Origin of the sequence: Pseudoalteromonas piscicida (assembly GCF_002208135.1) — a bacterium.
Lineage (GTDB): Bacteria > Pseudomonadota > Gammaproteobacteria > Enterobacterales > Alteromonadaceae > Pseudoalteromonas > Pseudoalteromonas piscicida_A.
Map to the genome: position 1 here is coordinate 1590938 of NZ_CP021646.1, position 12801 is coordinate 1603738.

General features: G+C 43.1%; 12 protein-coding genes. 8 read left to right on the forward strand and 4 right to left on the reverse strand.

The annotated features are described in order from the left end of the window. Positions 1-2 precede the first annotated feature (2 nt). Positions 3-1727: a DUF3466 family protein gene (locus B1L02_RS07590; protein WP_088530546.1), complete on the forward strand. Its 1725-nt coding sequence runs from the start codon at positions 3-5 to the stop codon at positions 1725-1727. Positions 1728-1843: 116 nt separating this feature from the next. Here B1L02_RS07590 and B1L02_RS07595 read toward each other — a convergent pair whose 3' ends face one another. Continuing rightward, complete coding sequence (locus B1L02_RS07595) at positions 1844-2353, reverse strand: DUF2062 domain-containing protein (RefSeq protein WP_010371507.1); 510 nt, start codon at positions 2351-2353, stop codon at positions 1844-1846. Between B1L02_RS07595 and B1L02_RS07600 the strand changes: the two genes are divergently transcribed. From B1L02_RS07600 to tcdA, 7 genes are all read left to right on the forward strand, one after another. Further along, positions 2354-4579, forward strand: a complete 2226-nt coding sequence (locus B1L02_RS07600; protein WP_223192080.1) for a DNA internalization-related competence protein ComEC/Rec2 — start codon at positions 2354-2356, stop codon at positions 4577-4579. Positions 4580-4641: 62 nt separating this feature from the next. Then, complete coding sequence (gene msbA / locus B1L02_RS07605; RefSeq protein WP_088530547.1) at positions 4642-6381, forward strand: lipid A export permease/ATP-binding protein MsbA; 1740 nt, start codon at positions 4642-4644, stop codon at positions 6379-6381. Continuing rightward, complete coding sequence (gene lpxK, locus B1L02_RS07610) at positions 6382-7365, forward strand: tetraacyldisaccharide 4'-kinase (RefSeq protein WP_088530548.1); 984 nt, start codon at positions 6382-6384, stop codon at positions 7363-7365. After that, the gene (locus B1L02_RS07615) at positions 7355-7552 is read left to right on the forward strand and encodes a Trm112 family protein (RefSeq protein WP_010371492.1); all 198 of its coding nucleotides are present in this window, start codon (positions 7355-7357) and stop codon (positions 7550-7552) included. The genes lpxK and B1L02_RS07615 overlap by 11 nt, the downstream gene beginning before the upstream one ends. Then, positions 7540-8301, forward strand: coding sequence for a 3-deoxy-manno-octulosonate cytidylyltransferase (gene kdsB / locus B1L02_RS07620; protein WP_088530549.1), 762 nt, complete (start codon positions 7540-7542; stop codon positions 8299-8301). The genes B1L02_RS07615 and kdsB overlap by 13 nt, the downstream gene beginning before the upstream one ends. Further along, positions 8288-8953: a TIGR01621 family pseudouridine synthase gene (locus tag B1L02_RS07625; RefSeq protein ID WP_088530550.1), complete on the forward strand. Its 666-nt coding sequence runs from the start codon at positions 8288-8290 to the stop codon at positions 8951-8953. Before kdsB ends, B1L02_RS07625 begins: the two co-directional genes overlap by 14 nt. Before the next feature lies 1 nt (position 8954). Next, positions 8955-9752, forward strand: coding sequence for a tRNA cyclic N6-threonylcarbamoyladenosine(37) synthase TcdA (gene tcdA, locus B1L02_RS07630; RefSeq protein ID WP_088530551.1), 798 nt, complete (start codon positions 8955-8957; stop codon positions 9750-9752). A 29-nt stretch (positions 9753-9781) separates the two neighbouring features. Here tcdA and B1L02_RS07635 read toward each other — a convergent pair whose 3' ends face one another. From B1L02_RS07635 to B1L02_RS07645, 3 genes are all read right to left on the reverse strand, one after another. Further along, a complete protein-coding gene (locus B1L02_RS07635) occupies positions 9782-10189 on the reverse strand; it encodes a SufE family protein (protein WP_088530552.1) in 408 nt (135 codons plus the stop codon). A 4-nt stretch (positions 10190-10193) separates the two neighbouring features. Next, on the reverse strand, positions 10194-11405 hold the full coding sequence (locus B1L02_RS07640; RefSeq protein ID WP_088530553.1) for an aminotransferase class V-fold PLP-dependent enzyme: 1212 nt from the start codon (positions 11403-11405) through the stop codon (positions 10194-10196). 102 nt (positions 11406-11507) lie between these two features. Beyond that, positions 11508-12794 (reverse strand): citrate synthase, encoded by a 1287-nt coding sequence (locus tag B1L02_RS07645; protein WP_010371472.1) that lies wholly within the window; start codon positions 12792-12794, stop codon positions 11508-11510. Positions 12795-12801: the final 7 nt, after the last annotated feature.

Here is a 12801-nt window from a genome sequence, read left to right on the forward strand (position 1 = left end):
AAATGAAATTTAAACTTTTAGCCGCGAGTGTCGCCGTAGCCCTTTCACAACAGGCGGCCGCTGCCACCTATCAGTTAACTGAATTACCAAGACATGATAATAGTAAATATAGCTATGTGTCGGATGCTAATGAAGCTGGAGACGTGATTGGTCATGCTTCCAACTTATTTGGTGTCAAGATTGATGTATCGTATATCGACTTCGATGATTCAGCACTCAAAAATTATTATGACAGTACTAAAAAGCAGTACGAGCTGATCGAGGAAGAAATCACTTTCACACTTGAAGATATTCAAAATAATGATGCAGCTAACACCAATGCTCAAGCTCACGCTTTTATGCTGTCTTATGTTATGAATTCAAGTAGAGTAGTTAGCCAAGAGTATCAAAGAATTGAAAGAGCAATTTCTTTGACATATAACAACAATACCGCAGAAGAGTTTGTGGTATTTGACGAACAATCTCCTGATTACGAAGGACTAACGCGCTCTGTCACTAACTATCTTACAAGCATCGCAGAAGACGGTACAATAGTGGGCTGGGGCTCTGCACCTTTTAAAAAGATAACTTTTACTCCTGAGGGTGAAACAGAAGAAGAAACTTATTTTGTACGTGATTGGCGAAATAAAGGTATTTTAGTTACACCAGCTGGAGAGAAAATTAGGTTAGAGCCTGCCTTTACAGAATACGGCGGCCTTTCTCTTGCCACTGATATCAAACAAACTGCTGATGGCGGCTATGTTGTTGTGGGACAAAGTTCGACTTCGTTATCGCAAAGAGCCACAGAAAATATAGAAGACAGTTGTGATGGTGTAGATGAGCCAGTCGATGTGTGTATTCAAAGGTTGACCTCGCCATATCATACTAGAGCCTACAAGTGGACATTTGATAATGATTTTAACTTAGTTAGTGCAACCGATCTTGGACTTGGTTTTACACCAGATGAAGATGATGATCGAGCCTATTCGAGTTTGGCTTTGGCAACTAATGCGGACGGGTTAACTGTTGGTGAGTCCCGAGTGCGTCGTCAAAGTAATGATGATTTATTGCCATATGGGCAAGCTGTTTATTATAAAGATGGTGAAATCAAGCGCATCAAAGAAGTTGAAAGCTTTATCGAATACAGCCAAGCAGTTGATGTAAATGACAACGGTACCATAGTTGGTGTGTTTGGTCGGTCATCGAATGGCTCAAGAGAATATGACTCAACAGGTTTCTATTTTAATGCGAATACCGCCGAGTTCAAAGAAATGCCTGCATACTTCGAAGGCTCGGCGACGGCAATCACTGATATCAATAATAATGGCTTTGTTGTTGGCCAAGGTGTTACAGAAAAGAGTGGTTCTAACCGTCGTCGAGAAGCGTTTTTATACGAAATTGGTGCAGAGAAGCTCGTTAATATTAACTCTCTTCTTCCTTGTAAGAGCGATTCTTTCCCTTACACCATTGCAGAAGCCGTGAAGATCACTGACGACAATAAGATATATGCGATTGCAACCAAAACGGTTGAAAGACGTAATACGTTAGGTGAAATTGAGAAAGACAGTAAGGGCGAGACTGAGTATGAATCAGTAAGCTTACCTGTATTACTTACACCAATTTCTGGTGAACCAGAAAACTGCACACCACCTGAAGCAGAGACGTATGAGCGTCAATCTGCGAGCTGGTCTTGGCTTAGTTTACTCGCGATACCACTAGTGGCGCTGAGAAGACGCCGTAAAGCCTAAAGTACAACTTAGACGATAAAAAAGCCCGTAAGGGCTTTTTTTGTGTTTGAAAAGAAATATTAGCAAATTCAATTCGATATTTAACTCAAGCGGTACAAATCTTAACTATACTGGTATTAGCCTTGGCCGCGACTTTGCCACGCTTTATTCACTGAACGTCGCCACAGGTAGTCGATACCGAAAAAGCCGATAATGGCGGCAAGTGTTGCGCAGATCAAAGAACCAACGATAAATGCAGGGCCAATTGTTGTTAGGCTTTGTGCAAGCCATTCCCAACTCGCTTCAAAATGGAATGGTTGTTGTTCTTGGCCAAGCGCAAATACACCGACTAAGTATGAGCAATAAAATATAGGCGGCATTGTGAGGGGATTGGTGATCCACACGAGTGCAATAGACAAAGGCAAGTTGACGCGAAATGGAATTGCTAGTGCTGCTGCCAGTACCATTTGAAAAGGAACAGGGATGAATGCGAAAAATAGCCCCACCGAGAATGCGCCGCGTGCTGAGCGCCGGTTTAAATGCCAGAGGTTGGCATCATGCAGTAACTTACCAAAGATTTTTAATGATTTCTGTTGTTTGATTTTATTATGATCAGGTAAAAAGCGTTGAATCGTTTTTTTCGCCATTTGCAGCTGCCATCTACTTGGATTCTGATATGTTTTGGAATAATTCTGGGTTGCTTCAGTGCGGTATTTCTTCTCGACAATTGGCGATTAGCCGCAATAAGCATATTCCTCTACTTCATGGGCCGCTATTCTAAGCTTTTTTGTCCTATATTGGCAGGATTTATTTTAGGGATTTCCATTGGTCTTAGTCATTACCTTGTTTTTTATCAGCTAAAAACACCAGAAATGTGGCAATCGCAGCTTGTTACAGCTTCGGGTAAAGTTATTGAGGTTGATAATTCTGTGATAGGTGAAGCGTTAAAGGTAAAGCTTGAGCAAGTTAACGACTACCAGTTTGCGCGTTGGCGTACGGTTAACGCAAAGCTATATCGTGACGCATCAACGCCTATGTTGGCTGTCGGTGACCACATTGAATTTACGGTAAAACTTAAGCGTTATCGTAGCCGAGTTAATATCGGACTTTTTAATGCTGAATTGCATGCGTTTAGAAAGCATATGTATTTTAAGGGCAGCATCAAAACAATCAATTCGGTAATAAAGGACATTACGTGGCGAGATAACTACCGCTTATTCATAGATAAAAAGCTAAATGGGCTAAGCTATGCTTGGCTGTATTATATTTTGTTAACCGGCGATACAAGCAAAGTCGACCTCGAAAATAAAACACAATTTAGAAGTCTTGGTTTGAGCCATCTGTTAGCGATTTCAGGGCTTCATATCGGAATGGTATTTGCCATCGCGTTTTTGCTGATAAAAGTCGTGCTGTATTGTACCCCGGTAATAATTTCCCAAGCAGCTAACTTACATCAGTGGTGTTTAGTTTTTGCGTTACTTTTGTGTTTTGGTTACGTCGTTCTTTGCGGCTACAGCGTATCGGCGACTCGAGCTGTGATCATGGCAATGGTATGGGTTGCGTGTTACCTCTTTGCCGTGCGACTTAAAGCGCTTCAGGTGTTAACGGTAGCGTTGACTATCGTCTTGATGGTAGACCCATTTTCACTACTCAACCCAGGTTTATATTATTCCTTTTTTGCGGTTGCGATTATCGTCACGTTAGTGACAAAAGTTGGCCAAGGTTTAGGGGCGAAACTGCTTGCGTTAATCAAGTTGCAGCTTGCGTTATTTATCTGCTTGTTACCGCTTAATCTGTATTTCTTTTCCGGTGCGAGTATCATTTCATTGGTTGCGAACATCATAGTGATCCCGTTGATTTCTATAGTGGTATTTCCGCTACTACTGCTTCATGTTACTGCGTTACACGCTATTGGTTGGCAACTACCTCTTCATTTAGTTGATAATGGACTCGTGGTTCTTTTTGAGTTATTGCAAAGCTCTCCACTAAGTTGGGTCGATATACCCAGCGTTTCGTCCGTGTTTTTAATAACCAGCTACTTAAGTGCTTTGCTGCTGTTTTTATTCAGAAATTATCTTGGTTTATTACCCATATTGTTTTTCCTCGTTCAGTATCAATTTCGAGTTTCTCCACTATGGCAAATCGATGTTTTTGATGTGGGTCACGGAACCGCTGTGTTAGTTTCTCGTGATAACAAAGGGCTGCTCTATGATGTGGGGGCCAAGTATTTCGGTTATTTTTCGATGTTTGAGTTTGTGATAAAACCCTACCTTTTGAATAATCGAATTACGCTACAAGATACCATCATTAGTCATAACGATGGTGACCATAATGGTGGCGTTGATGACCTTATTGCCTATGACGGCGGGAAATCCTTACAGCATTTTCACCCAGCAAGTGCTGCTGATAGCTGCGTGCTAGGAACACATCAATTTCAAGGACTAGACGTATCTGTGATCTGGCCTCAAGAAGTGTCGAACAATGACAATAATAATTCTTGTGTGGTTCGTATCTCAGATGGGCGCTTTACGCTTTTATTACCAGGAGATATTGAGAAAGTCACTGAAACTAAGCTGCTTAATCTAGAAAAAGAAGCACTCAAGGCCGATATATTACTGGTTCCGCATCATGGTAGTGGTAGCTCTTCAAGCGAGCAGTTTATCCAAGCAGTTGACCCAGATATTGCGATATTTTCTCGTGCCTTTTATTCGCCTTGGAAAATTCCCAATAAGAAAGTGATTGAAAGATACCAAAGAGTAGGGAGCACACTATTGGATACCGCCTTAGATGGCCATATAAAGATCTCAATTTTTGCTCATGAAATTATAGTTGAACGAGGCCGAGAAGTGGAAAATTACTGGTTTCTCAGATAATCCATTCAGTTTTAACGATTTGAAAGTTACAATAATGCCATATAGAAAAGTAGAGGCTGGCAATGCAACCAACCGACAAGCAGATTTACGCTAGATTATTTAGCTATGTAAAAGACTTTAAACTCGCCGCCATATTTTCAGTAATTGGCATGATAGGGTACGCAGCGATGGATGCTTCGTTCGTCGCATTAATGGATCCGTTTATTGACGAGGGTCTAACCGCAGGCAATCGCGATGTACTAAAATTGGCTCCCTTTGTTGTCATCGCGTTAGTTATTGGACGCGGTATCTTTAACTATATGGCATCGTATTGTTTGTCTTATGTTGGATCTCAGGTTGTGCGAGCTTTGCGACAGCAACTATTTGAACACATGTTGTATTTACCTGTATCGTTTCATGACCAACATTCTAATGGCGAATTGATATCAAAAATCACTTTTGATACGGAGCAGGTACAGCAGGCCGTTACTAAGGCACTCCAAGTGCTGATCCGTGAAGGTGCATTTGTATTTTTCCTGCTCATTACGATGTTTTATGCAAGCTGGCAGCTCTCGCTCATTTTTTTAGTTGTAGTACCAATCGTGGCAGTGATAGTCACAGTGGTGTCTAAGCGTTTTAAGAAGATCTCCAAGAATATTCAAGATGCGATGGGAGAGGTGACGAAAAGCTCAGAGCAAATGATGGCAGGTCATAAGGTCATTCATGGCTTTGGTGGACAAGATAAAACCATCTCTCACTTTGCTAAGGTCAATAATCATAACCGTCAACAACGCGTAAAAATGGATGCGACTAAAGCGCTGAGCGTATCTATCATCCAAATCATCGCGGCGAGCGCAATGGCGGTGATACTCGCGATTGTCGCGATGCCTTCTATGGTGGATAAAATTTCATCGGGCACTTTTGTCACTTTGATCACCTCTATGATGATGATGCTGCGTCCATTAAAACAACTTGCCAATGTGAATAGCGACCTGCAACGCGGGATCTCTGCGGCGAAAAGTGTGTTTGCGGTGATTGATCTTGAAAAAGAAAAGGACACTGGCACACAGTCTTTATCTCGTGCGCAAGGTAACCTGCAAGTCAACGACTTAACCTTTACTTATCCATCTAAAAACGATCCGGTGATTGAGTCATTAAACCTTGAAATCAAAGCCGGGCAGAGTATTGCGCTGGTTGGGAGAAGTGGCTCGGGAAAATCAACGATTTCTAATCTATTACCGCGTTACTATGATATTGAAGCGGGTAGTATTGAGTTAGACGGCACGAATATAAATGAGTACCAGCTTGCGGATCTACGCGCGCAGTTTTCTATCGTGTCGCAGCAAGTCGTATTGTTTAATGACACCATTGCAAACAATATTATGTACTCGTTAAAACAACCGTTATCGCAAGAAGCGCTAGAAAAAGTCGTAAAACAAGCTCACGTCTGGGAATTTGTTAAAGATCTTCCAGAGGGTCTAAATACCCTTGTTGGTGAAAATGGCGTGATGCTTTCTGGCGGACAACGACAACGTATCGCTATCGCGCGTGCTATTGTGAAAGATGCGCCTATCCTTATTTTAGATGAAGCAACATCAGCATTGGACACAGAATCTGAGCGTTTGATCCAACAAGCGTTAGAAGAGCTGATGGCTGACAAAACAACCATAGTAATTGCCCATCGATTATCGACAATCGAACGTTGCGACTGCATCTATGTGCTAGATAAAGGCAAGATCATCGAACAAGGCAAGCATGCTGAACTGGTCGCGCAGGAAGGCGTCTATTACGCACTTTGCAAAATGCAGTTTGGTGAGCAATAAATGGCATCAAAAATAGAGCAAAGTTGGTATAAAAAACCGGGAATACTGACGCTATTATTGCTTCCGTTAAGCCTGTTATTTGGACTTATTAGCTTGATAAGAAAGGGGCTTTATCAACTCGGTTTTTGCCCTGCCTACCGTTCGCCTGTTCCGGTTATTATTGTCGGTAACATCAGTGTGGGCGGTAATGGCAAAACGCCATTTGTGCTTTGGTTAGTCCCTTTTCTTGAAAAGCTTGGCTTTAAGGTTGGGGTGATCAGTCGAGGCTACGGTGCGAAACCTAGTTCAACCCCCTTTTTGGTGACTGAAGCAACCTCAACGGAAGAGGGCGGTGATGAACCTTGTTTACTTGCCAAGCGTCTAAAATGCCCAGTGATGATTGGTGCCGATAGACAAGCGAGCATTGAAAAATTATTGGACACTAGCGATGTAAACATCATCGTCAGTGACGATGGACTACAGCACTATAAATTAGCACGAGATATTGAATTGTGTATCGTTGATGCCGAGCGACGCTTTGGTAATGGTTTGTGGATGCCTGCAGGGCCCCTTAGGGAGTTACCTAAGCGTATACAGAGTGTCGATCTCGCCGTATACAATGGTGGATGCGAAAGTTATTCCTACACGCTAGAGACAGTTGGCTTTTTTCGTGTTGCAGATGATAGTCCAGCGTCCAATATAGAAATGGTTGGTGCTTCAGTCTGTGCAATCGGCAATCCCGTGCGATTTGAAAATACGCTACGAGATAGGGGGATTGTTCTGAGTGAAAGCCTACATTTTGCGGATCACCATCCATATCAAGCGTCCGACTTCTCGCAAATCGATAACGGCGCTATTTTTATGACAGAGAAAGATGCGGTAAAGTGTCGCGCATTTGCAAAAGATAATTGGTATTACCTCAAAGTAGATGCCAAACCTACATCAGCGCTTGAAAAAGCGGTATTAAATTTACTTAAAAAGAAAGAGATTTATCATGGCCTTTGATACCAAATTACTAGAAATAATCGCCTGCCCAGTATGTAAAGGCAAATTAAGATATGACAAAGAAAACAAAGAGTTGATAAGCACAGCAGCCAAGCTTGCGTACCCGATCAAAGATGATATTCCAGTGTTATTGGAAAACGAAGCGCGGGAGCTGAGCAGCGATGAGGTTGAGCAGTGGAATTCGTAGTCGTTATTCCAGCACGCTATGCTTCAAGCAGGTTACCTGGTAAACCACTTGCTGATATCGGCGGTAAACCAATGATCCAGTGTGTTTATGAACAGGCAATTCAATCTGGCGCTGCAGCAGTTTATATCGCAACAGACCACCGTGCAGTATTTGATGCAGCGAAAGACTTCACCGATAACGTGCTAATGACACGTGAAGATCACCAATCTGGTACTGAGAGACTCGCCGAAGTTGTTGAGCAACTGGGACTGGATGAACACACCTTGGTGGTAAACGTTCAAGGCGATGAGCCACTGTTAGAGCCTGATAACATCGCACAAGTCGCAGCACTACTGCATCATTCGGATGCACCGATGGCGACTTTGTGCGTTGATGTGGAAGATGTGGAAGAGGTGTTGAATCCGAACGCAGTGAAAGTGGTGTCTGATATTCAAGACAACGCGCTGTATTTCTCTCGCTCGTCTATTCCGTTTCAGCGTGACAGCATGTTAACGCTTGACAGAAATAGCATTCCAGTGAGCCACTTTAAACGTCACGTTGGCATATATGCCTATCGAGCGGGGTTTATTAAAACCTATTTATCGCTAAGTGTTTCACCGCTAGAGGTACAAGAGTCACTAGAGCAGCTACGTGTACTGTATCATGGATACAAAATTAAGGTCGCTAAAGCGGCAAAGCCTGTGCATGCCGGAGTGGATACTCCCGAAGACTTGGCACGAGTCCAAGAGATGTTAAATGGAAAAGTTTAAGCTAATTGCGGACGAAGTGGACTATGTGGTTGCATACAAACCACAAGGGGTAAGCTTCCACAGCGAGGATGGTGCAGGTTTTGTTGCCTTACTGACGGAGCAACTAGGCTATGCCTTATTTCCGGTTCATCGCCTCGATAAAGTCACATCGGGGCTTATTCTCTTGGCGAAGTCTAGCGAGGCTGCAAAACAGCTAACGAACCTGTTTTCCTCCCGGCAAATAGACAAATTTTATCTGGCATTAGTTAGTGCGAAGCCTAAGAAAAAGCAAGGCTGGATAAAAGGCGATATGGCTAAGTCGCGCAGAGGTACCTATAAACTGGTTAAAACTAAGCTAAACCCTGCAGTAACTCGATTTTATTCATGCTCTGTAGCGACCAATCTACGCGCTTGTATCGTTAAACCGTTTAGCGGTAAAACACACCAAATTCGGGTGGCACTAAAAAGCATCGGTGCGCCAATTTTAGGTGATTTAGCCTATAGTGGAGAGCCTGCAGATAGAACTTATCTTCACGCATTTTGCCTTGAATTTGAGTGGCAAGGTAACCATCAGCACTATCAAGCGGCGCCTGAAGGTGATGGTGCATTTGGCCATTTATTGGCACATGAAATCTTTGCAAGTTGGCAAAATCCAAGTCAATTAGAGTGGTAACATGACTGATTCGAATAGAGAACTAAGATTTGGCGGCATTGCTCGGTTATACGGTAACGCCGAGTTAGAAGCATTAAGTAAAGCACACTTTTGTATCATTGGTATTGGTGGCGTTGGCAGTTGGGCTGTAGAAGCGCTAGTGAGAACGGGTATAGGTAAAATAACGCTTATCGATATGGACGATATTTGTGTAACCAACATTAACCGTCAGTTACATGCTCATAGTGAAAGTATCGGGATGCAAAAAATTGAGGCAATGCGAGATCGCTGTCTTGCGATTAACCCAGATTGTGAAGTTACCCTGATCGATGATTTTTTGATGTTAGATAACATTAGAAACTACATTCAAGGCTTTGATTATGTTATCGACTGTATCGACGCGGTTAAAGAGAAAGCGGCGCTAATCGCGCATTGTAAGCGCAATAAAATACCGGTGATCACTACAGGTGGTGCAGGCGGTCAAACCGATCCGAGCCAGATCCAATATGGGGATGTGGCAAAGACGACCCATGATCCGCTGCTAGCAAAAGTACGCTATATCCTCAGAAAACAATATAACTTTAGCGATAATCCAAAACGTAAATTTGGTGTAGATTGCGTGTATTCCACAGAGCAACTCGTTTACCCAAGTACCGATGGCACCGTGTGCAAAGCAAAGCAACAAGCTGAAGGTGGGAAAAATATGGACTGCGCGACTGGGTTTGGCTCGGCTACTATGGTAACTGGGAGTTTTGGTTTTTTTGCCGCGTCCAAAGCAATACGTAAGTACCTAGATAAACAAAGCAAAAGCAGCGAATAAGTGTGCTCGTTTGAGCACCTTATATCACTTTATTTTAATATCTCCGCCTGCACTTGGATCTGTTCAACAATCGCACGTATACCATTACCTCTAGATGGACTTAGGTGAGCAATTAATCCAAGCGACTCAAACAGTTCATAAGCATTAAACTGGCTTACTTGCTCTGGCGTTTTACCTGCGTACGCAGCAAGGATAATTGCAAGTAATCCTTTGACAATACGCGTATCTGAGTCGGCAATAAGTACGAGCTGCTGCGCGCTTTCATCTAAGTCCACATAGAGCCAAACTTTACTATCACAGCCAGACACTAACGCTGAGTCGACTTTTAGCGCTTCTGGAAGTGCTGGAAGTTGTTTACCGAGCAGCATGATTTCACGGTATTTGGTTTGCCAGCCATGACTTTCAGATAATTTTTTTGTGATATGTTCAATATTCATAAGGTTAATCTAATAATTCTATTGTGGATTTTAACGCATTAATAAAATGCTCAATATCATCTTCATTATTATAAAACGCCAAACTTGCACGTACTGTCCCATTAACCTTGAGCATTTTCATAAGAGGTTGAGTACAGTGGTGACCGCTTCTGACTGCTACGCCATACGTATTGAGTAGCGTGGCAAGATCGTAGTGGTGCTCGTTTTTATAGTTAAAACTGACGACGCCAACATTGTTTTGTGTATCGCCATAAACCGTGATGCCTTCAATCAGTCTTAGCTTTGCTAAAAGGGAGTGATAGAGCGCTTGCTCATAACGTTGAAGTGCACTTGGATCAATCTCATTTACATAATCTATCGCTGCGGCAAAACCGATGACGCCAGAAATATTGGGAGTGCCGGGCTCAAACTTGCCAGGTGCATCTCGATAGCTGGATCGCTCGAAACTCACTTCTTTTATCATTTCGCCGCCAGTTTTGTATACGGGGAGGGCATTTAGTTGCTGGTATTTACCATAAAGTCCGCCGACACCTGTTGGCCCTAATGCTTTATGAGCTGAAAAAGCATAAAAATCGCAATCCAGTGCCTTCAGATCAGGTCTTAAATGCAGTAAAGACTGTGCGCCGTCGATAACCGTGATGGTACCCAAGGCTTTGCAAACCGAGATGAGCGACTCAACTGGATGAATGTTTCCAAGTGCGTTTGAAACATGACCCATTGCCAACACATCAGGTTTATGCTGCTTTAACAGCGCAATAGCGCCTTGCTCGTCGAGGACGCCGTCTAGCATAGGCAAGACAAGTAAAGTGGCGCCAGTACGTTGACAGGCTTCTTGCCAAGGCACTATGTTAGCGTGATGTTCAAAGGGACTGATGGCAATTACGCTGTCTGAATTGAAGCGTGCACTCAGGCCATGAGCCAACAAGTTTAGTGATTCAGTTGCGCCGCTGGTCCATACGATTTCTCTTGTTTCTACATTTAAAAAATTTGCAATTGTTTCTCGGGCACTTTCGTAGCGAACAGTGGCGTTTTCACTAAGCGTGTGTAAACCTCTATGTACGTTTGAATTCTCATCTTGATAAAAAGTTTTTATGACATCAATGACTTTGTTCGGTTTTTGCGCTGTGGCAGCAGAGTCAAGATAGCAAAGCGGCTGTCCATCAAGTTGTTTGTTCAAAATTGGAAAGTCGTTGCGCAGAGATTGGATGTCAGTCATAACGTACCTGAGTTAATTGAGCAGCGCGATTTTAACGAATACGCGGCGATATTAAAACAAAAAAGGCCGCATTAAGCGGCCTTTTCAAACACAATAACGAGATTATCTGTCGTTTTGTGTTTTGTAGTCGCGAGACGTGTAGCCTTTGTAAAGCTGACGCGGACGACCAATTTTGTGTCCTGGCTGAGAAAGCATTTCGTTCCAGTGTGAAATCCAACCCACAGTACGAGACATCGCGAAGATAACTGTAAACATGCTTGTTGGGATACCGATTGCTTTAAGAATGATACCTGAATAGAAGTCTACATTCGGGTATAGCTTCTTCTCAATGAAGTAAGGGTCTTCTAGGGCAATCTGTTCAAGTTTCATTGCTACGTCAAGCAGTGGATCTTGAATGTTTAGCTCTTTAAGCACTTCGTGACACGTTTGACGCATTACCGTCGCACGTGGGTCAAAGTTTTTATAAACGCGGTGACCAAAGCCCATTAGACGGAACGGATCGTTCTTGTCTTTTGCTTTTGCAACGTACTCGTCAATACGATCAACAGAGCCGATTTCTTCAAGCATAGTTAAACATGCTTCGTTTGCGCCACCGTGTGCAGGACCCCAAAGTGATGCAATACCTGCCGCGATACACGCGTAAGGGTTTGCACCTGAAGAGCCAGCAAGACGAACTGTTGAAGTTGACGCGTTTTGCTCGTGATCTGCGTGAAGCATGAAAATACGATCCATTGCTTTAGCAAGTACAGGGCTGACGTTGTAGTCTTCAGCTGGCACAGAGAACATCATGTGGAGGAAGTTTTCTGCGTAGCTCAAGTCGTTACGTGGGTATACGAACGGTTGGCCAACGTTATATTTGTACGCCATTGCAGCAATTGTTGGTAGCTTAGCTACTAACTTGATTGCACAACGCATACGTTGATCTTCGTCAGAAATATCCAAATCTGAGTGGTAGAACGAAGATAACGCACCAACTACACCACATAGCATTGCCATAGGGTGTGCATCTACACGGAAGCCTTGGAAAAACGCAGCTATCTTCTCGTGCATCATTGTATTGCGAGTGATCTCATCTGAGAACTCAGCTAGTTGTTCTTCGCTTGGTAATTCACCGTTTAATAGTAGGTAGCAAAGTTCAATATAGTTAGAATTTTCAGCAAGTTGCTCAATTGGATAACCGCGATGAAGCAGTACACCTTTGGCACCGTCAATGTAAGTGATAGACGAGTCACAAGAGGCAGTCGACATAAATCCTGGGTCATACGTAAATAGGCCGTGAGCACCCAAAGAACGAACGTCAACTACGTCTTGACCAGCTGTACCTTCGTAAATTGGTAACTCAATCGGATCGTGACCATCAATATGGACTGTGGCTTTTTTATCTGCCATCTATTTG